The sequence below is a fragment of the Wolbachia endosymbiont of Frankliniella intonsa genome (genome assembly GCF_029856955.1).
In the GTDB taxonomy this organism is placed as follows: Bacteria; Pseudomonadota; Alphaproteobacteria; order Rickettsiales; family Anaplasmataceae; genus Wolbachia.
Window position 1 is genome coordinate 386500 of record NZ_CP097148.1, and the last position, 21487, is coordinate 407986.

The 21487-nt window shown below is 34.2% G+C and carries 13 protein-coding genes and 2 pseudogenes; 11 read left to right on the forward strand and 4 right to left on the reverse strand.

Annotated features, from left to right (window positions below; all coding sequences use genetic code 11):
• Positions 1-346: 346 nt before the first annotated feature.
• The 3 genes from miaB to M3L71_RS02255 all read left to right on the forward strand — a co-directional run bounded on the left by miaB (position 347) and on the right by M3L71_RS02255 (position 8106).
• Positions 347-1669, forward strand: a complete 1323-nt coding sequence (gene miaB / locus M3L71_RS02245; RefSeq protein WP_280143862.1) for a tRNA (N6-isopentenyl adenosine(37)-C2)-methylthiotransferase MiaB — start codon at positions 347-349, stop codon at positions 1667-1669.
• Positions 1670-2104: 435 nt separating this feature from the next.
• Positions 2105-5275: an isoleucine--tRNA ligase gene (gene ileS / locus M3L71_RS02250; protein ID WP_280143863.1), complete on the forward strand. Its 3171-nt coding sequence runs from the start codon at positions 2105-2107 to the stop codon at positions 5273-5275.
• 44 nt (positions 5276-5319) lie between these two features.
• Positions 5320-8106, forward strand: coding sequence for a hypothetical protein (locus M3L71_RS02255; RefSeq protein ID WP_280143864.1), 2787 nt, complete (start codon positions 5320-5322; stop codon positions 8104-8106).
• On the opposite strand, the gene pheT is transcribed toward M3L71_RS02255, so the two are convergent.
• Positions 8103-10442, reverse strand: a complete 2340-nt coding sequence (gene pheT, locus M3L71_RS02260; protein ID WP_280143865.1) for a phenylalanine--tRNA ligase subunit beta — start codon at positions 10440-10442, stop codon at positions 8103-8105. The genes M3L71_RS02255 and pheT overlap by 4 nt on opposite strands.
• 351 nt (positions 10443-10793) lie before the next feature.
• Between pheT and M3L71_RS02265 the strand changes: the two are divergent.
• Positions 10794-12131, forward strand: a pseudogene (locus M3L71_RS02265) (IS110 family RNA-guided transposase).
• Positions 12132-12167: 36 nt separating this feature from the next.
• On the opposite strand, the gene M3L71_RS02270 reads toward M3L71_RS02265, so the two are convergent.
• Positions 12168-12437, reverse strand: coding sequence for a hypothetical protein (locus tag M3L71_RS02270; protein ID WP_010402566.1), 270 nt, complete (start codon positions 12435-12437; stop codon positions 12168-12170).
• Positions 12438-12653: 216 nt separating this feature from the next.
• Between M3L71_RS02270 and M3L71_RS02275 the strand changes: the two genes are divergently transcribed.
• The 6 genes and pseudogenes from M3L71_RS02275 to M3L71_RS02305 all read left to right on the forward strand — a co-directional run bounded on the left by M3L71_RS02275 (position 12654) and on the right by M3L71_RS02305 (position 17198).
• Positions 12654-13379, forward strand: coding sequence for a F0F1 ATP synthase subunit A (locus M3L71_RS02275; protein ID WP_007302047.1), 726 nt, complete (start codon positions 12654-12656; stop codon positions 13377-13379).
• A gap of 59 nt (positions 13380-13438) precedes the next feature.
• Positions 13439-13666, forward strand: a complete 228-nt coding sequence (locus M3L71_RS02280) for a F0F1 ATP synthase subunit C (RefSeq protein ID WP_006014985.1) — start codon at positions 13439-13441, stop codon at positions 13664-13666.
• 3 nt (positions 13667-13669) lie between these two features.
• Positions 13670-14149, forward strand: coding sequence for a F0F1 ATP synthase subunit B family protein (locus M3L71_RS02285; protein WP_007302046.1), 480 nt, complete (start codon positions 13670-13672; stop codon positions 14147-14149).
• A 7-nt stretch (positions 14150-14156) separates the two neighbouring features.
• Complete coding sequence (locus tag M3L71_RS02290) at positions 14157-14633, forward strand: F0F1 ATP synthase subunit B family protein (protein WP_280143866.1); 477 nt, start codon at positions 14157-14159, stop codon at positions 14631-14633.
• A gap of 5 nt (positions 14634-14638) precedes the next feature.
• Positions 14639-16227 (forward strand): annotated as a pseudogene (locus M3L71_RS02300) (glycosyltransferase family 2 protein).
• On the forward strand, positions 16209-17198 hold the full coding sequence (locus M3L71_RS02305; RefSeq protein ID WP_280143869.1) for a COX15/CtaA family protein: 990 nt from the start codon (positions 16209-16211) through the stop codon (positions 17196-17198). Before M3L71_RS02300 ends, M3L71_RS02305 begins: the two are co-directional and overlap by 19 nt.
• Here M3L71_RS02305 and M3L71_RS02310 read toward each other — a convergent pair.
• Together M3L71_RS02310 and M3L71_RS02315 are read right to left on the reverse strand one after the other, a co-directional pair.
• Positions 17181-19160 (reverse strand): ATP-binding protein, encoded by a 1980-nt coding sequence (locus M3L71_RS02310; RefSeq protein ID WP_280143870.1) that lies wholly within the window; start codon positions 19158-19160, stop codon positions 17181-17183. The genes M3L71_RS02305 and M3L71_RS02310 overlap by 18 nt on opposite strands.
• A gap of 61 nt (positions 19161-19221) precedes the next feature.
• A complete protein-coding gene (locus tag M3L71_RS02315; protein WP_280143871.1) occupies positions 19222-19893 on the reverse strand; it encodes an ankyrin repeat domain-containing protein in 672 nt (223 codons plus the stop codon).
• Positions 19894-20044: 151 nt separating this feature from the next.
• On the opposite strand from M3L71_RS02315, the gene gltX reads away from it, so the two are divergent.
• Positions 20045-21397, forward strand: coding sequence for a glutamate--tRNA ligase (gene gltX / locus M3L71_RS02320; protein ID WP_280143872.1), 1353 nt, complete (start codon positions 20045-20047; stop codon positions 21395-21397).
• The last annotated feature ends 90 nt before the right edge of the window (positions 21398-21487 follow it).

Genomic DNA, 21487 nt, shown 5'->3' on the forward strand with positions numbered 1-21487 from the left:
ATTTTTTGCACTTTCTTTATAAAAACCATAGGTACCAATCGGTTTTTAGCTTAAGAATAAAGGTTAAGTATCTGGAATTTTGGACATAAAATCCTCCTGAAAGATTAGAAAGAAAATGCAGCGCACATACAACAGAATTTGAACACGTGCTGAAGAAGATACACTACGTTTTTTTGAAAAATTGACTGAAAAGTCTGCAGACGAAGATAGATTTTTGAGCTCTTAAAATACCTCTACTGTTAGAGTAAGGAAAGCGAGAAGGTTTGTCAAGCAATCTTTATTGGCTGTTGTACTAGAATTCAGTTTTTCGTATAATTTGCTAGAATTTGTGTGAAGAATTTTAAATATGAAAGGCCTATATATTAAAACTTACGGCTGTCAGATGAACGTTTATGACTCCATTTTAATGGAGAATATAGTTAAGCCTTTAGGGTTCAACGTTGTTAGTGATGCAGAACAAGCTGATTTGGTGATATTAAATACTTGTCATATTAGAGAAAAGGCAGCAGAAAAGCTTTACTCAGAGCTTGGAAGAATCCATTCATCACAAAAAAATAAGGAAATGACCATAGTGGTGGCTGGATGTGTAGCGCAAGCAGAGGGAGAAGAAGTGTTCAGAAGGGCTCCTTTTGTTGATATTGTTGTTGGTCCGCAGAGTATTTCTGCTTTACCGGAGTTAATAGTCAAAGCAAGCAGAAGTAAAGGTCATGCAATAAATACTGATTTTCCAGAAGTTGCGAAGTTTGATAAATTGCCAGATGAATGCTATGGCAATAGCCAGGGTTCTTCTGCGTTTCTTGCCATACAAGAAGGTTGTGATAAATTTTGTACGTTTTGTGTGGTACCATATACACGCGGGGCTGAGTATTCACGACCAGTAAATGAAATATTCCGTGAAACATTGAAGTTAGTTGCAAATGGGGCAAGGGAAATCAATTTGCTCGGTCAAAATGTTAATGCTTATCATGGAGAGTGCGAAGGAGAGGTGTGGGATTTAGGAAAATTAATTAGTCACATTGCTAAAATTGAAAAGCTAGAAAGAATCCGCTACACAACTTCTCATCCAAGAGATATGCACGAATCTCTCTACTTGGTACATGCGGAGGAATCAAAACTCATGCCGTTTGTTCACCTACCTGTGCAGTCAGGTTCGAATAAAATATTGCGTGCAATGAATAGAAAACACACGGCAGAGGAATATTTGGGAATAATAGACAGATTGCGCAAATTGAAACCTGAAATTGAATTTTCTTCTGATTTTATCGTTGGCTTTCCTGGAGAAACTGAAAAAGATTTTGAAAAAACTATGAAATTAGTAGAAAAAATAAAATATGCTCAGGCTTATAGTTTTAAATATAGCCCAAGGCCAGGAACGCCAGGGGCGGAAAGAAAAGATCAAGTACCAGAAGAGGTTAAAACAGAGCGCCTTCTTCGTTTACAGAAATTAATTAGTGAACAACAACTTGAATTTAACCAGAGTATGATAGGCAAAACTGTATCTGTTCTATTCAGTGATAAAAAAGGTAAACACCAAAATCAAATTATTGGTAAAAGCCCATACATGCAATCAGTATGCGTTGATGATCCTGACGATAAATACAAAGATAAAATAGTAAGTGTAAGGATATTGGAAGCTCGGCAAAATAGTTTGTTGGGATGCGCTGCCTAATTAGAGAAAAGTGCTCCTATGCTCTCATGTAGAAGCACTTTGTGTGTTTTTATAAGTTTATAAGCTATCTAGATTTAATCCTTAAGGGACTACAACTCTCTGTTACTCAATCATATGAGACTTGATATAATAGATTTGCGGGATTTTTTTCTTTTCCCACTGATAGTGTACTTTTTCAACCTTTCCAGAATTATTATATTCATAAGAAAGCTATCTCCAAATAACGCTGCTTTTACTATTATTTTTGTTAGCATCGTGAAATTTCTGATAAGGCCAACTGTTATTGTCTTTATTCATCTTTAACTTAAGTAAATAAGTCTGATTTATTAATATGCTGTATAATAATGTCAATACCTATCAATGTTTATAGAAACAGAGTTTTTGGATTTGTAATTTTCCAGAAAGCTCTATATTCTTTGATTTTATCTAGTTAAAATGAATATGAAGTATTATCCTGATACAAGCAGCAGTCCTGATTTTTCATTGCTAGAAAAGGAAATCATAAAATTTTGGCAGGAAAATAAAATTTTTGAGCAGTCAGTCGAGAAACGTTCCAAGGATCATTGTTTTGTATTTTATGATGGTCCTCCGTTTGCAAATGGACTTCCGCATTACGGACACTTGCTTACTGGTTTTATAAAAGATGCATTTGCAAGATATCAAACTATGCTGCAAAAAAGGGTTGAACGCAGATTTGGTTGGGATTGCCATGGGCTACCGGCTGAGATGGGCGCGGAAAAGGAACTTAGAATATCTGGTAGAACTGAGATAGAGAAATTTGGCATTGAAAAATTTAATAATAATTGCCGTACTTCTGTGATGAAATTTTCATCAGAATGGGAGAAGTATGTAAATAGACAAGCAAGATGGGTAGATTTTCACAATGACTATAAGACTATGGATAAGTCATTCATGGAGTCGGTCATGTGGGCATTTAAGCAGCTTTATGATAAAGGTCTGTTGTATGAATCAATACGCGTTGTTCCCTATAGCTGGGCCTGCGAAACTCCACTCTCTAATTTTGAAACAAGGCTTGATAATGCATATAGAGAAAAAATTAGCAAAGCTGTAACTGTTGCTTTTGAACTTTTAGAAAATCCAAAGCAATTTAAACAAAAATGTAGATTACTTGCTTGGACTACAACGCCTTGGACGTTGCCGAGCAATCTTGCACTGGCAGTAGGGGAGGATATTGAGTATTGTATGGTGTTAGTAAATGGTGAAGTCTGCATCTTTGCTGAAAGTTATTTAGAGAAATTTGTCAGCCACTGTGAACAAAGCAATATTCAATATGAAAACTGTAATACAAAACTTAAAGCGAGTGATCTTGCAGGTCTTTCCTATAAACCACTGTTTGATTACTTTAAAGATACAAAAAATGCGTTCCGTGTTTTCATTGCTGATTATGTTACAGGAGAAGATGGTACTGGTGTTGTGCACACTGCTCCTGGATTTGGTGAAGAAGATTTTTACCTTTGCCAAAGCCATGATATTCGAGCTGTTTGTCCAGTTGATAACGCTGGAAAATTTACTACTGAAGTTTCAGATTTGGCAGGAGTTCATGTTTTTGATGCCAATGATACAGTAATCAAGAAATTAAAAAGGCAGGGGAGCTGGTTTAAAACTGAGCAATATATTCACAATTATCCACACTGCTGGAGAACTGACACTCCTTTAATCTACCGTACTATGCCTTCTTGGTATGTTGCCGTTACAAAATTCAAAAGCAGAATGGTAGAGCTAAATAAGAGAGTTAATTGGATACCAAACCACATTAGAGATGGTCAATTTGGAAAATGGCTTGAAGGAGCGCGCGACTGGTCTATTTCACGCAATCGATTCTGGGGTACTCCAATTCCTGTGTGGAAATCAGACGATGCAAAATATCCAAGAGTGGATGTGTATGGCTCAATAGCAGAACTAGAGCGAGACTTTAATGTTAAGATAGATGACTTGCACAGACCGTTTATCGATACTTTGACGAGACCAAATTCTGATGATCCAACAGGAAAATCAGTTATGCGTCGTGTGCCTGATGTGTTTGATTGTTGGTTTGAGTCTGGCTCGATGCCGTTCGCGCAAGTTCACTATCCGTTTGAAAATAAAGAATGGTTCGAGAAAAATTTCCCTGCGGATTTTATCACTGAATATATAGCACAAACAAGAGGATGGTTCTATACGCTTTTTGTGCTTTCCACTGCTTTATTTGACAGTGAGACATTTAAGAACTGCATATGCCACGGTGTGGTTCTTGATGTGAAAGGACAGAAATTATCCAAACGTCTGAATAATTATGCGGACCCAATGGAAGTGTTTGACAAATATGGTTCTGATGCGCTGCGTTTTCTTATGCTGTCTGGTTCCATTGTCTGCGGTGGTAATTTACTACTCGACAAAGAAGGAAATTTAGTGCGTGATGTTCTGAAAAACGTAATAAAACCTATTTGGAACAGTTATCACTTTTTTACTATGTATGCAAATGCAGATGGAATTAAAGCTGAGATTTGTAGGGATTATCAGAATACTATTGATTGCTACATGATTTCAAAATGTTTTGAAGCTGTGGAAGGTATGCGAGCTTCTATGAACAACTACAACTCTCAGGAAGCTTGCAAAATCTTGACAGATTTTTTTGAAGTGCTAAATAATTGGTATATTCGTCGCAGTCGCGAGCGTTTTTGGAAAAGTGACTTAGATCAAGATAAAACAGACGCTTATAATGTTCTGTACACAGTTTTTTATTACATACTACGGGCTGCAGCTCCTTTGTTGCCACTTATAACAGAGACTATATGGCAGGGGCTGAAGTATAAAGAAACATCTGTTCATTTGGCTGATTTTCCACAATTAGATAGATATAATAGTGAACTCATTGCGAAGATGGATTTGGTAAGGGAAATATGTAATGCTGCACTCTCTATTAGAAACATGTTTAACATACGTATAAGGCAGCCACTTGGTAGCATGACTATTTATCATAAGTCTTCCTGCAATTTTCTTGAAGATGAATATCAAGAGATGGTAAGAGATGAGGTGAATGTAAAAGAACTAGAAATAGTAAGTGAATTGAAAGAGGTTGCATCACTAGAGTTAAAATTAAATTTTCCTGTGCTTGGAAGAAAAGTTCCAGACAAAATCAAGAAACTAGTTCAATACGTTAAGGAAGGAAAGTGGAAGCAAGTTGAAAACGAACAGATATTTTTGGGAGATGAAACAGAGAGCTATACTATGGAAAAAGGTGAATATGAACTATTATTAAAAGCAAACAGTGAATATTCTGCTGTGTTTGATAATAACAAAGGAGTTGTTATTCTAAATACTGAATTAAATAATGAACTAATTCTAGAAGGGCTGGCAAGAGATATTGTGAGGCTTATTCAAGAAACTAGAAAACAGGCTGATTTTTATATATCAGATAGAATCAGAGTAATAATCAAAGCAGAAGATGAGAAAATTAAGGAAGCAATAAATACATGGGTTGAATATATAAAAGATCAGACCCTTGCCTTATCTTTGGACACTAATAAAGAGATCGAGGCCGATTTCTATTCTAAGGAATACCGAGGTTTGACAGTTGGTATTAAGTTAATAAAGTTGCAAAGTTAGTAATGTTTATGCTATACTTAAATTGCTTTAAGTAGGATGGTGATATGAATCAAGTTGTTGCAGATGGTCATAGAGAAGTTATTGATTTAAATAACAATAGTGATGGTTTAGGTAAAGTAGAATCTATTTCCAATGTTGCTTTGGAAGAGGAAGAAGAGTTTTTTGATGCTATGGAAGATGTTTCTAATGTCGAAGAAGGGAATGATTTAGGTCTTCCTAATTCAGAAGAGGAAGAAGAGTTTTTTGATGCTGTAAGTAAGCAGGATTGGTTAATTAAACAAATAGCTGCTTTTAATGTTCCCCTCAGTATATTTCATTATAAAGATTATAATTCTGACTTTTTTACCTCCTGGTATGATATGTCAAGCGAAATATTGAAAGAGATAAACAGAGCTTGCCCAGAGAAGAAAATATTAAATTTAGCTCTGTCAGTTTTAATGCTCCCTTATATTGCTTTTACTGCACTGGGGTTAGTCATATACAGTAGATTTAAAGCAAATAGCAAGACACAAGAAGGTGTAGTGGAAGATAAGACAAAAAAGAGTGAAACAGGTGTGCCAAAAAGATTGGCATATGGCGCTCTTGCTGCAATGGCAATTTTTGTTAATGTGACTGTGCTTGTAGCCTTAATCGTTCCTGCAACATTTGCTTTGGCTACTTTTTATCTTTTAAATAGAGAGTTATCTCACTCTTTAGTTGCTGCTCTTAGAATAAGTATGGGGCAGTATTATAATAAGCACCAAAATATAGAGGTATCTTTTCATGAAATGGAGGTTTATGAGTCAAGCATTGCATATGATATGAAAATAAAGTTTCCACCGCAATTTAAACAACTACTTAAGGATTTATACAAAAATAAAGATGACAGTTGGGTTGATATTAGACGGGATCTAGAAAGAAATACCATACTGAAATTATCAGCTAATATCAATTTAAAAAATGGTCTTCAGCCCTTGCGTAATGAGATCGGAAGTGTAATTGTAACTTTGATTCAAGAATGCGCAAGAACTATGGAAGAGCTGGTTAATCTAGAAAAGAAAGATATTACACATGATAAACTGAAGGAATTATTGAGTAAATTCAGGCTGAAAGTGGTGAGTAGCATAGATTCTAAGTTGACAACTCATTTAATAGAAAATGCTTATCAAGTTGCTTTTATACAAGTAATTAAGTTTCAGCAAAATAGACGGGGAGAAGATTTTTCACTGGAAGATGAGCTAAAAAATACTTTAGTGAAACAGAAATTAGAAAGTCAAGGTAAGGAATTACCAAATGAGAAAGAAGTGATAATCAAAGATTTGAAAGAACTAAAAATAAAGGAGTCCCTTATGAAAGTAGGTGATATAGATGATATAAGTGATGATGCACTTCCTGTATTTAAAGCAGAATGGGAACGTCTTATACAAGAAGGGAAAATAGCTAAAAAAACAATAATTGATGTTTATAAAGATACAGATTCTGGAAAAACAGAGGAAGCTCTAAATGATGCTAAAAAAAGAATTGAAGATTTAAAAAAACAAGGACAGGAAAGATATACTGGGATACATGAAACATTGAAAGCAATATATGATGAAGGAAAAAATAACTTAACAGATGATGATTTAAAAAGGAAATTAGAAGGTCTTTTTAAGTTCGAGTATGATGATCAAGAAGTTGAGCGAAGGCTAGTAAAATCAGTAATGAGAAAAGCAAAGGGTGAGTTAAGCCTGTTAGGAATACTAAGCTTAATAGACCAGTTTCGAAGTTTAGAAGAGGAGATAAAAGGTCCTTTTAGCAAGAAAAGTTTAGAAGAAGCTTCAGGTAAAGTGAATGATTTTATAGCAAAGATGTATTTAGAAATAACGAAATGTAAAATGCAAAATTTATTTAAAGGTCAAGCAAAGGATATAGAGAATTCATGTGAGCTGTTAGAGGAAAAGGAGACGTATTTAGTACAGAGGATTAATGTGCAACGAGTGAAAATTGCAGAATGCTTAGAGCAACGTATATTATCGTTAAAGGAAGAAATAGAAGAAAATGAGAATTTAAATAAGTACTTAGAAAATGAGCGAAAGAGAAAAGGAGAAAATCATCCAAGTACAAAATTAATAGAGAGGCACTTAGAAAATAACAAAGAAATTCTAAAAGTACTAGAACAATTAGAATTAGAAAAAGAAGGATTATTGATAAATAGAAAAACAATAAATGATTATAGAGAAGAACTAGAATCTCGTGAAAAGATAAAGTTTGCAACAATAGATGATAATTTACTAAAGGAATTCGAGCGTAAGACTTTTAGTCAGGAAGCAGTTAAAGAATTATTAGAGAAAGCAGAACTTGAGTACTATTTGGCAGAAAAGTGCATAAAAAGTCCTGTAATTAAAACAAAAGATAACATCAAACACTCTTGTCAAGATTTACTGTCTCCTTTAATAAACAGATTGGTGGAAAATATAGTAAATAATGTACCAAAAAGCGATAAGAGTTCATGGCTCCAGCCTATGAAAGCTGTTAAGACAGGTTTGGGATATATTAAAACAGGTCTTGCTGTTGCAATGCATGGGGATAAGAGCGTAGAGGGAAAAGCGTTGAGTGTGGCGCATGATACTCATAAGGAAGTAGAGACATTTCTTCAATGTCTCAAGTCAAGTTATGAAGAATTTGGAGCTTTGTTGGGCAATGTATTTTCTGATGATGGAACGACATTTAAAAATGATATATGGCCTAAAGTAGAAGAGCATTTGCATGGAATGTGGGATAGGTTTTTCAAGGATATTGAATTCAAGATAGGGAATAAATTGGATGGAGTAAACGTGACACAGCAAAATCAGGAAACGGCGATTACGGCTTAATAATGAGCTCTCAAAGTTCCTTCAATATTTTCACACACTAAGTTGACTATCATATTTGATTCTTTTTGGATTTCCTCTTCAGTTAAAGTGTGAGTTGGAGAGCAGAAAGTAACTGAAAATGCTATAGACATCTTATTCGATTCTATATTGTTTCCATGATATACATCAAATATCAAAACTTCTGTGATGAGCTCTGAGCTTTTTTTCACCATATTGATTATACTGCCTGCTGCTACATCTTTATTTACAATAAATGCAAAGTCGCGTTTTACACTTTGATATTTATAATCGATAAATTTTTTTCTACTTATAGGTAAATTTTCGATATTTTCTAATATCAACTCAAAGCCTACAATTTTTTGTTTGATGTTAAAAAAATCCAATATACTCGGATGCAATTCTCCAAAATAACCAACTATTTTACTTCTAAAAGATAAGGAGCCTGATTTTCCTGGGTGATAATATTCTTTTTCTGCTCTCTCTATTGCTAAATTATCACAATTGACATTAAAAAGTTCCAAAGCTGTTATGAGGTCAGCCTTTGCGTCAAAAATATCTATTTTTCTATCAGTGTTATAGTGGTTTTTCGGCGAATTATTTCCTGATCTAATTCCACTTAAAACGTACTTAGACTGAGCCTCACCATTATAAATTGGTCCAATTTCAAAAATTGCGAGATCAGATATCCCGTGAGCAATATTATCTGCAGTGACTTGCAATAAATTTGGTATGACACTTGGCCTCATTATATTGAAGTTATTATTAAATGGATTATCGATAATGAATAACTTATTCAAGTAACCAAACTTTTCAGCTATTGATTCACTCATAAAAGACCAAGTTATCACTTCATGAAATCCTCTGCTTGTCATTAAAATGCGCAAATCATCTTGTGTCTCTTCTTCTACTGTAACGTCTTCTGCTAGTTGCTCTTCCTTTATTTTATCATAGTCGTATATTCTTACTACCTCTTCAACTAAGTCAGCAGGTATGGTTACGTCCGGTCTCCAGCTTGGTACTTGTATATTCCAATTACCTTCGGTTTTTTTATCGATACTAAACCCTAGCTTTGTTAAAATATCGAATACCTCATTAGGTGATGCAGATACACTTCCAAGTTTGTTTGCATCTTGATGATCAAAATTTATCTTGGTATCAGCCTTATTCAAATTGCCAGCAGACACTATGCTTGACACTTCTCCGCCACATAAATCCAAAATCATTTTGGCTGCAAGATTGATTCCATCAATGGTAAATTCAGGGTCAATTGAACGTGCAAATCTGTAACTTGAGTCTGTGGAGATGCCTAGCTGCCTTGAAGATTTAGTGATGGAGATGGGGTCAAACCAAGCAGACTCTAAAAAGATATCAGTAGTTTCAAGTGTACATTCGCTATACTTGCTGCCCATAATTCCAGCAATTCCATGAACATTTTTATCATCAGAAATAACTCTTATTTCTTTATTTAATGAATATTCTTTACCATTTAAACCAATAAATTTTTCTCCATCATTTGCTTTGCATACTATGAGCTCACCTTCTATTTTCTTTGCATCATATGCGTGCATTGGGCGGCCAAAAGATATCATGATGTAATTAGTAATATCAACTATTACAGAAATGGAGCGCATTCCTATCGATTCCAATTTATCTTTTAACCATTTTGGGCTTTCTTTATTTTTTACATTGGTGATGTATATTCCACTAATAAAGCTCTCCCCGTCAGTAACTTTGACGTTTACTGGTGAATTTATAGAGCAGGCAAGTTGTGGAATGTTTGAAGCCTTTAACGTTCCAATTCCAGTTGCTGCTAAATCTCGAGCTATTCCATATACTCCTAAGCAATCTCCACGGTTTGGAGTGATGTTTATGTCAATTACAGGATCGCAATTGAAAAATTTATCTCCTGTTTTATAATCATCAGAAAGCTCGATTATTCCTTCACTTTCATCTTGAGTCAGCGAAAGCTCAGAGGCAGAGCAGAGCATCCCTTCACTTAGCACTCCTCTTATTTTTGTAGGCTTAATTGTAAAGTTGCTTTCTGGCAATGTGCTACCAAGAGATGCAAGTACAGTCTTCATGCCTTCTTTAACATTTTTTGCTCCGCAGACTATCTGCAGAACTTTACTTCCATCATTTACTCTACATAATTTTAATTTATCAGCATTTGGATGAGGTGCGAATTCTAATACTTCTGCAACAACAAACCCGGCCAATCTGGAATTGTCGATCACATTCTCTACTTCCAACCCTATGTGAGTTAATTTATCAGTAATTTCCTCTAAACTAGCATTGGTTTCTAAGTACTCTAATAACCAAGATAATGTGAATTTCATCTATCTAACAAGAAACAAAAATTCATAGTAATGTAAAATGTGATGTTTTTAAAGTTTGTTGTAATAAGTGGCTTCTATATTGCAAGAATCGAACAGAAAAATCTGTCAAATCAGAAAGAAACACACAAATTTAAGTTTTTAGTAATTTTCAAGTATAGTTGTAGAGGGAGCGCCTCTGCAGTTATGATCGACATTTTCAATGGTGCCTAAGTGCCCGTATGCAAGCATGGTCTTGGAAGGAACGGTCAAATCATTGATGGAGTCATTTAGACTACCTCGGTTAGGAGATTGTACTATCAACCGTTCCAAGCTGAAGCGTTTCCCTGTAACAAATTATATGTAGGAGTTAGCATGAAAAAAGCAAAAAGTAAATTAGAAATAGTGAATCCTAATGCAGCAGGAATAGACATTGGTTCAGCTGTACACAATGTGTGTGTACCTGAAGGAGGAGATGAGCAACGCGTTCAGAAATTTGGTTGCTTTACTGAAGACCTTCATAACTTAGCACAGTGGTTGAAAAAGTGTAAAGTTACAACAGTAGCTATGGAATCAACAGGAGTATACTGGATTACTTTATTTCAAATACTTGAGTCATATAAATTCGAGGTAAGATTGGTAAATGCACGGCATGTAAAGAATGTACCTGGTAGGAAGTCTGACGTTCAAGATTGCCAATGGCTCCAACAACTGCATAGCTAAGGACTGCTTTATGGATCGTTTAGGCCAGATAATCAGATGTGTGTATTGCGCAGTTACGTGCGGCAGCGCAGAAATCTCACTGAAAGTGCATCTACGCATATTCTACGTATGCAGAAGGCATTAATTCAAATGAATATACAATTACACAAGGTTATTAGTCATATTACTGGGATAACTGGTATGAAAATCATTGAAGCTATAATTGAAGGCGAAAGAGATTCTGAAAAATTAGCAGAATTCAGGGACGTGCGAATGAAAAATGATCAGTCTACTATTGCAAAAGCGTTAGCTGGTGACTATAGAGAAGAACACTTATTCACGCTAAAGCAAGAATTTGAACTATATAATATTTATCAAGAAAAAATAGCAGAATGTGATAGAAATATTGAAGCCTATTATAAAACGTTTGAAACAAAGTCTTGTGAAAGCAAACAGCTAAGTAAGCAAAAGAATAAAAATAGCAAAAGTAAGCCAAGCTTTGCTTTGTATGAGGAACTGCACCGAATCACTGGTATGGATTTCACTAAAATTCCTGGATTTGATGTATTAAGTATACAAACCATAATTTCAGAAGTTGGTATAAACCACAGTAAATGGCCAACAGAAAAGCACTTTTCGTCGTGGTTGGGACTCAGTCCTGCTAATAAAGTTACAGGGGAAAAAGTGTTTAATACAAGAACACGTAAAGTCATTAACCGTGCTGCAAATGCTTTGCGAATAGCTGCTCATTCTGTAGGAAAGAGTAAAAGTGCGTTGGGTGCATACTACAGAAGATTGAAAAAACGACTGGGAGAACCAAAAGAAATAACAGCTACTGCAAGAAAAATGGCATGCATATTTTATAGTATGCTCAAATACGGACAGGAATATGTAGAAAAAGGAATGGAATACTATGAAACACGCTATAAAGATAGAATTGTAAAAAATTTGATCAAAAAAGCGAGGGAATTTGGCTACATATTAGTTCAACAAGAAGAGTTAGTTGAGTGAGTTTCTTAGGAGAAACAACAGAGAAGCCTACTCTTTCTACAAAGAAAGAATTTTCTTTATATCACCTTTGCAGTCCATTTCCATGCAGAGTTGAATGTTCATATTGTGATCATCTATATGGAAATTATAAATGTAAGCATCACCAGTGAAATTTCCTATAACATCATGGCTTTCATTTAGCATTTCACCTGCCATGTGGAAAAGACCAGTGTCTGAGTTAGAAGAATAATCTGTAAACTTGATGTAACCGTTACCACATTCCTGTTCTAAATTTAAAGGTGGATTAGTAAAATCTATTTCGTTCATAATTGCCTCATATTAAAAATAAATTATAGTTAAAATAAGATGTTAAGTCAAGAATTTAGAATAAGATTGGTAGCTGACTATAATTTGCATTTTAATTGTATATTTTGTTAATATGTTAATGCTATAATAATACAGAGCTCCTTATCTTAATTCTTGACTTTATTTTATAAAATTTATACTTTATTTACTGCTGCAGTTTAAGTATACGTGGTCAAAATGGCGTTAAATCCGCTAGAACAATTTAAAGTATATACAATAATAGAACTACCAAAATTATTTGGGTATGACATAAACTTTACCAACTCATCTCTTTTTATGATGATCTCGGTGATATTAATGGTACTGTTTTTGCTCCTTGGAATAAGAAAAGGTGCAGTAATACCAGGATATTTGCAAGCTGCAGTTGAATATGTATATGATTTTGTTGTTTCAATAATAGAAAGTAACACTGGAAGCAAAGGTTTGGAGCACATTCCTTTGATATTTACAGTATTTATTTTCATTTTATCGTGTAATTTAGTTGGTGTTCTTCCTTATAGTTTCACAGTTACAAGTCATGTGATAGTTACCTTCGCTTTATCAATGGTGGTTTTTACTTATATAACGATTGTTGGGTTTAAAGAAAGAGGAGTAGAATTTTTACGCATATTGCTACCAAAAGGAACTCCTTCGTGGCTTGCACCTATAATCATCATTATTAAATTATTTGCTTATTTAGTAAGACCGATTAGTTTATCAATAAGGCTTGCAGCAAATATGATTGCGGGTCATACAATCATCAAAGTGATAGCAGGATTCGTCATAAATATGAACATATTTTTTACACCTGCACCTTTTTTGTTTATAATTGCACTAATAGGATTTGAAGTATTTGTTGCAGTTTTGCAAGCTTATATATTTACTATATTAACATGTGTATATTTGTCAGATGCAGTAAAGTAATTGACTTCCTTGCAGAATATTTTACAATTATATTATAAAGAAATAGTTAAAGGTAATATATGGATTTAGTGGCTTTAAAATTTATAGCAATTGGTTTGGCTGTATTTGGAATGCTCGGTGCTGGTTTAGGTATAGCTAATATCTTCTCTGCTATGTTAAATGGGATTGCGAGAAATCCTGAGTCAGAAGGTAAAATGAAAAGTTACGTTTATATTGGTGCTGCCATGGTTGAAATCATGGGGTTGCTTGCGTTTGTACTTGCAATGTTATTAATATTTGCTGCTTAACAGATGCCACAGCTTGATGTTTCAACTTTCTCTTCTCAAATTTTTTGGTTTTTAATTTTTTTCTCTTCACTTTTTTTTGTAGTGAGTTGTTTGTTTTTACCGAAGTTAGATGAAATAATAAGCACTAGAAGTAAAGAAGTCTTAGATTCATTTAATAGTTCTATTCACCTTTTAAGACTTACAGAAGAGCAAATTGCCAAGTATAATGCAGCTTTAAATCAAGCTAGAGTACGGGCAAAAAAAATCATAGATGATGCATTTGCTCAAGTAGAAGAAATGAGAGCGAATGTTAAGGATATATTGGAAGAGGAAGACAAGAAGATGATTAAACTTGTTGAAGAAAAGGTAGTACAATTTAAATCTAAGTATATTAGTGAATTAAAACAAATGGCTACTAGTATTGCTTTGATTTACTATACTAAGTTAACTAATTCTGAGATTGAAGAGGAATTTGTTGCTGACTTGGTGTCAAAAGAATTTTAGGGTTTTTATGTCTACATTACTAGTTATAAGCCTTGCTTTTTTGGTAGGTTTTATCCTCTCGTATAAATTGCTAAGGAAGGTAATAAAAAACGCGCTTAACAATAAACGTAACAAAAGCAAGTTTTCAAGTGAAGAAACTGAAAAATTCAGAAAAGATATGTTGGAGTATTACAAAAAATCTTCTGAAAAATACAAAAAATTAGATGCAGAAGTTAACAAAATGATGAATGAAGCACTTGATAAGGCTAATAGTATTATTCAGCATAATAGACAGCAACTCGATCAAACGTTAGATGAAAATGCCCATTCTAATTTGAAGAAAGTTACTGACCAAGTTGAAAAAGCTCTTGGGGATTTACAAGCTAACACAGCGAGTATAGCTGCTGATGCTGTAAAAAAAACAATGCATGAACGTAAAGATGATAAGCGTAGTAGTGAGGTTATATCTTCGTTTTCACGTGACTTGAGCAAAAAGTTGCATTAAGTTTAATGCCTGTACTTCAAACTGATAATGTAGAAAAAATTAAATTTGATTCTAGTTTATGCAAAGAACAAGAGAAACTTTTTTACTATAGGTTTAATATAATTCCTTGGCAAAAATTAAATGATACTACTTTTTTTATGGTTGAAGACATAAGCCAAGATATCAACCTTTGGGTCGAATCTCATTACGGTATTGAATATGTATTGATAAAAGTAGATAGCAAACAGATTTTAAATCTTCTTAACTCACACTTTGGTATTTCAGAATTCGCAAGTAACTACTTATATTATAAGAATCCTAATTTTCAGCTAAAAGCATTAGGCTCAGTTCAATCTTTTTTTCCTCTTTCTTTGTTATGATTTCGACTTTAACACTGACAAAAAAATATGCATATTTTGCTTTGGTGTTGATATTTATAATCGGATGTTCTAGTTCTTTATTCAAATTTGTAACTAAAATTTTTGGCTTGCGTAAAATTTCTAACCAAAAAGCAGATTATGATAAGATGAATGAACCTATATATACTATTTTATTGCCTGCTTTTAAAGAGAATGCGGTTATAAAGCAATTGATTAAGAGCATTGAAAGTTTGGATTATCCAAAATCAAAATTAGATGTAAAGCTTGTGATAGAGAGCGATGACCAAGAAATGTTAGCAGCTATAGAAAAATGCACCTTACCGCAGTATTTTGAAGTAATAAAAGTGCCTCATTCTCTGCCTAGAACAAAAGCTAAGTCATGCAATTATGCTATGAACTTTGTTAGAGGAAAGTATGTGGTAATATATGATGCAGATGACAAGCCAGATCCGTTGCAGTTAAAAAAAGCACTAATTGAGTTTAATAAGGGCGACGAAAAGTTGGCTTGTGTACAGGCGAAATTAAATTACTATAACTTTGGTTGCAATTTTCTTACAAAATTCTTTTCTCTCGAGTATATGAACTGGTTTCAATATTTTTTGCCTGGATTTCAAAAAATGAACATGCCAATACCTTTGGGTGGTAGCAGTAACCATTTTTCAGTGGAAATTTTAAAGAAAGTGCTTTTTTGGGATGCTTACAATGTCACTGAAGACGCTGACCTTGGTTTGAGACTTGCGCAAATGGGATATAAAACCAGGATTATTGATTCAGAAACATTGGAAGAATCACCAATTACTGTGTTTGCTTGGATCAAACAAAGAGCACGCTGGATTAAAGGTTATATGCAAACTTATATCGTTCATTTAAAAAATATAAAATTACTTTTTAAGCACACTGGGCTTAAGGGAGTTTTGCTATTAAACCTTTTTGTTGGTTCCTCAGCTTTTATATTTTTCACGACTCCTTTTTTGTTACTTTCATTGGTTCTGACTCAAATTTTCAATGAATTATTCTTATATTATTTTATAATAGTATACGGTATTAACTTGATTTTTTTGATAATAGCTATCAGACAACAAAAAATGCCTTTTTATTTTTATATAGTATCAATATTTTTTCCCGTCTATAGTCTACTACATAGCCTTGCAGCTTTTCTCGCTTTGTGGGAATTTGTTATTCACCCTCAGCAATGGAATAAAACTCAGCATGTATTATGGAAGCAAAACCTGTAGCTATTTGGCTTTTTCTCTGCTCTCTCATGGTGATTTGCATGGTGGGAATTGGTGGATTTACCAGACTTTCAAAAGCAGGATTGTCAATCACGGAATGGAAACCAATTACCGGAACATTGCCACCGCTGAGTGAACAAGACTGGCTAAAAGAAAAATCAAAATATGAAGCTACACCTGAATATAAAGCATTTAATTATGGTATGAGTATGGAAGAGTTTCGCACCATATACTTAATAGAGTATGTGCACAGGTTAATTGCAAGGCTGACAGGTTTAGTTTTTATCTTACCATTTATATACTTTACACTAAAAAAAAGAATACCTAAAAATGCAGTAATAAGGTTATCTACAGCACTATTATTTGGAATTTTACAAGCTTTTGCTGGTTGGTATATGGTAAAAAGCGGTTTGGTAGTCAATCCTCATGTTAGTCACTATAAGCTTGCACTTCACTTACTGCTTGCGTTGGTTATCTTTGCATTATTGTCGTATCAATTTTTTGATTACCAAATCAAACCAAGGCAAACTAAACTTAAGGTTAGTACATGTTACATATGGATAATTTTAATCCTAGTGACAGTACAAATAATCTTCGGTGCATTTGTTGCAGGGCTAAATGCTGGTTTAATTTACAATACCTTTCCACTGATGGATGGACAAATTGTTCCAGAAGATTTATTTTACTTACAGCCTACATGGCTCAATATCTTTGAAAATAGAGTAACAGTGCAATTCATACACCGTGCATTGGCATTGCTGATATTAGTTCTGACAGCAATACTCACAATAAAAAATCCCAATATAAAACCAGCATATATTATGCTACTCTCCGTCATTATTCAGGTAATTTTAGGAGTAGTCACTTTGTTGCTGCATATACCAATGGCCATTGCCATAGCCCATCAAATGTTTTCATTTATCTTATTTGGGTCAGGTTTATATTTCTTGTGTTATTTAAGAAAGCAGATCTAATACCAAATCACCAGCATGTATATTTTTTCCTTCTTTAACAGGGATATTTTTTATTACCATTTCTGATTCAGCACATATTATATTTTCCATTTTCATTGCCTCTACAACAAATAGAGGTTGTCCTACCTCTACCTGATCTCCAGCATTGACGTGTAATTTAACTAATAAACCGGATATTGGAGATTTTACAGCGTCTACTGAAATCCCTTCTGTTTTGTTGTTTAGCATTAATTTGCTTAGTTTAGTTACATGAGGTTTCAATACACAACATTTAGCTTTCATACCTGCGTGTCTTATAAAGTATTTGCTGCCTTGCCTTTCTATTTTAAGTGCTATATTGGTATCATCATTAATTGTTATATATAACAACCTGTAACTTGGTTTAAACTTACCTACCACGGAGTATTTATTGTGGTTATATACTGTTGTTAATGTGTTATCTTGATATTTTGCATTTACGGAGTACTCATTATCGTCTATTTTCACTATGAATGCTTCATCTATTGACTTACTGTAATACTTTCCCTCATTTTCTAAGTGAACATACAGTGCAGTAAAGATAAATATTTTAATATACTCCTCTGTGATAAAGTCACCTTGAAATCCACTGGGATAATGGTTTGGAATAAATCTCGTGTGAAGCTTTGCTGCAATAAAATTTGGATTATGGAAGATGGATTCTAGAAATTCTATGTTGTTTATTACTTCCGCTATATAGCACTTAGACAAAGCTTTTTGCATTCTGCTGATCGCCTCTATTCTATCTTTTCCATAGGTTATAATTTTTGCAATCATTGAGTCGTAGAACATGCTGATTTCTGAACCGCTAGCTACTCCATCATCTATTCTTACATAATTATTTTCATCCGGTTTATCGTAATATTTTATTCTTCCGCTGGAAGGAAAAAATCTCTTTGATGGATCTTCAGCGCAAATTCTGCTTTCTATTGCAGAGCCAATAAGTTTAATATCATTCTGACCAAATCTTAATTTTTCTCCGCAAGAAATTCTGATCATCTCTTCCACTATATCTATTCCAGTGACAAATTCTGTTACTGGATGCTCAACTTGTAATCTCGTATTTACCTCAAGAAAATAGAAGTTTTGGTTCTTATCTACAACAAACTCGACAGTACCTGCTGAAAAATAATCAACTTGCCTTGCCAAAGAAACACATTGAGCATACATTTTTTGTCTTACTTCTTCACTAATAAATGGGCTTGGTGTTTCTTCTATTATTTTCTGGTTATTCCTCTGTACCGAGCACTCTCTCTCCCCAAGACACACTATATTGCAGTATTTATCTGCAATAATTTGTATTTCGATGTGTCTTGGTAGTTCTATATATTTTTCTATGAAAATACCACCATCTTTAAAACTTTTCTCTGCTTCATTTGTTGCTGATGTAAATGCTAGTTCAATTTCTTTTTTGGAATATACAATTCGCATTCCTTTGCCACCACCACCTGATGCAGCTTTGAGCATAACGGGAAAACCAATCTCTTCAGCAACGATGGCTGCGTGGGCAGCATCTTCGATCTTACCCATATATCCTGGCACTACATTTACTCCAGCTTTTCTTGCCTCTTCTTTTGCTGTTATTTTATTGGCTGTAACTTCTATTGTTTCTGCACTTGGACCAATGAAATCTATGTTATGTTTTTCCAGAGCACGGGGAAAATCTGGATTTTCTGCTAAAAACCCATAGCCAGGATGAACCGCCTCGGCACCTGTTTCAACTGCTACTTCGCATATTTTTTCGATATTTAAGTAACTAAGATAAGCAGGCGAAGGGCCAATGTGCCTTGACTCATCTGCTTGCTTTACATGCACAGAATTTGCATCTGCATCTGAGTACACAGACACACAAGATATGCCCATCTTGTGCGCAGTTTTGATTATCCTGCAGGTAATCTCCCCTCTGTTCGCTACTAAAATCTTACTATACTTCTTTCTTATCATCTTATCAGTATACTTTCTTAAGTTAAGAAAGTAAATTTCTATATTACTACCTGCAAATACTTCACACTGGGGCTAAACCACTATCTAAAAGTTGCATAACATCAGGATCTGTCACTATAGTACTTTCGTTATAGAGGCCATATACTTCATTACATGCCTTAAATAACAGATATGAAGATCCTCCAGAAGCTATTGTTGCTATTGAAGCCAATGCAAGAGATTGAGAAGCCGAAAATAGAAGATACAAAGATACACACATAGCGGTAGCACACACTATAGCTCCTACTATATATAAGCATATATGAAACTTCTTATTACATATAAAGCCACATTTTATATCTGCAATTTGCTTAACTTCCTTCTGCTCTGAAGGATCCAAGAAGTAAAGAGGTGATACTGCCTTATTATCCTTAATATAGCTTTTATCGAGGAGTGCTTCCTTAATATATTTCTTATTATTCTTAAGTTCCTTTTCTAATCTTTTTACTTCTTCCCAGTCTTTGGCTTCTTTTGCTTTTTCAACCTCAACCCTGGTACTTTTTTCTAAATCCTTTATGATCTTCTGTAACGCAGATAATAGAAACCCTTTACTTGCTGCTATATGAAATGGGTTTCCATTTTCATCAATTCTATGCTTAGCTACACAAGCAACTCTTTTCTTGCAAGCTTCAATAAATTTATTTTCATCCTCTTTTGTTACAACTCGTCTTGCAATTTCAAATAAATTATCCATATATACACCTCACTGCATTCACTAATATTAAATTATACAATGAAGTTTGTTAAAAATAAATGTAAATTGATCTTTCAAATTTACTATAGTTCCACGTTGTTGCAAGTACAAATTTTAGTTATCATCGGTTACGTTATCACAATAGACAAATATGCCAGGTATAGTCACTAGATTCGCTCCATCACCAACAGGATTTTTACATATTGGAGGAGCTCGCACAGCTTTGTTTAATTGGCTCTATGCGCAGCGTCATGGTGGCCAGTTTTTACTAAGGATTGAGGATACCGACAGAAAACGTTCAACAAAGGAAGCAATTGATGCAATAATAGATGGGTTAAAATGGCTTGGAATAAACTATGATGGAGAAATAATATACCAATCGAGAAGAATAGCTAGACATATTGAAGTTGCAAATCTTTTAGTTGAAAAGGGTAGGGCGTATCACTGTTACTGCCCTGAAGATGAAGTTGCAGAAAAGAAGGCAAGAGCAAGAGAAGAAGGAAAAATATATAAGCATAAGTGTACTCATTCGACATCAAGCGCAAACCCTGTTGTCCGTTTCAAAGTGCCAGACTCAGAAGATATTGTTGTTGACGATAAAATATACGGCCAAGTTACAATAAGTAGCGATCAGCTTGATGACATAGTAATCTTGCGCTCTGACAATACTCCAATATATATTTTTGCTGTAGTGGTTGATGATCATGATGCTGGAATAACCGATATTATACGTGGCTCTGATCATCTCACTAATACCTTCAAGCAATTACTAATATACCAAGCTCTTGATTTTGATGTTCCACGCTTTGCACACGTACCGCTTATTCATGGAGAAGATGGGAATAAGCTATCTAAAAGACATGGTGCAACAAGTGTTTGCGATTATGAAAAGATGGGAATATTGCCACAGGCAATGCGTAATTACTTACTAAGACTTGGCTGGAGTCATGGCAACGATGAGATTATTAGCGATGAGCAAGCAATAGAGTGGTTTAATTTAGAAAGCATCGGTCGCTCACCTGCACGGCTCGATTTCAAAAAACTGGAGCATTTGAATAACCACTATATTAGTAATATGAGCAATGAAGATATTCTGACTCTAATGCTTAGAGAAAATACTCTAACTGACAAAAAAAAGGTCTATTTACTGCAGGGACTGACAGAGCTGAAAAAAAGAGCAAACTATCTGACCGAATTATTGGATTTAGCAAAATTTTATATTGAAGTTGATTTTAGTGAAGAAGCTCAGCAAATTGTCAAATCTAACCTCGATGTAATTAAGTTACTTGCATCATTTCTTTCGAGTGTAGGTAGTGAAGATTGGAATAAGAATTTTTTATCTTCTCAGATTAAGGAATTTTCAAAATTACATAATATAAAAATGAGCGATATATACCACTCATTACGCGCCCCAATAACTGGAATAATGGATGCGCCTGGAATCATCGATATCATGGTAATTCTTGGTAAAGATGAGTGTATAAAAAGATTGCGAGCAGTTTAAATAAAAAATTACTTGACAGACTCTGGTTGCTTCATTATAGTGGAGAATGAAGATTTTTTAGGATCCAAAATCTATCTTCACCTGCAGGTT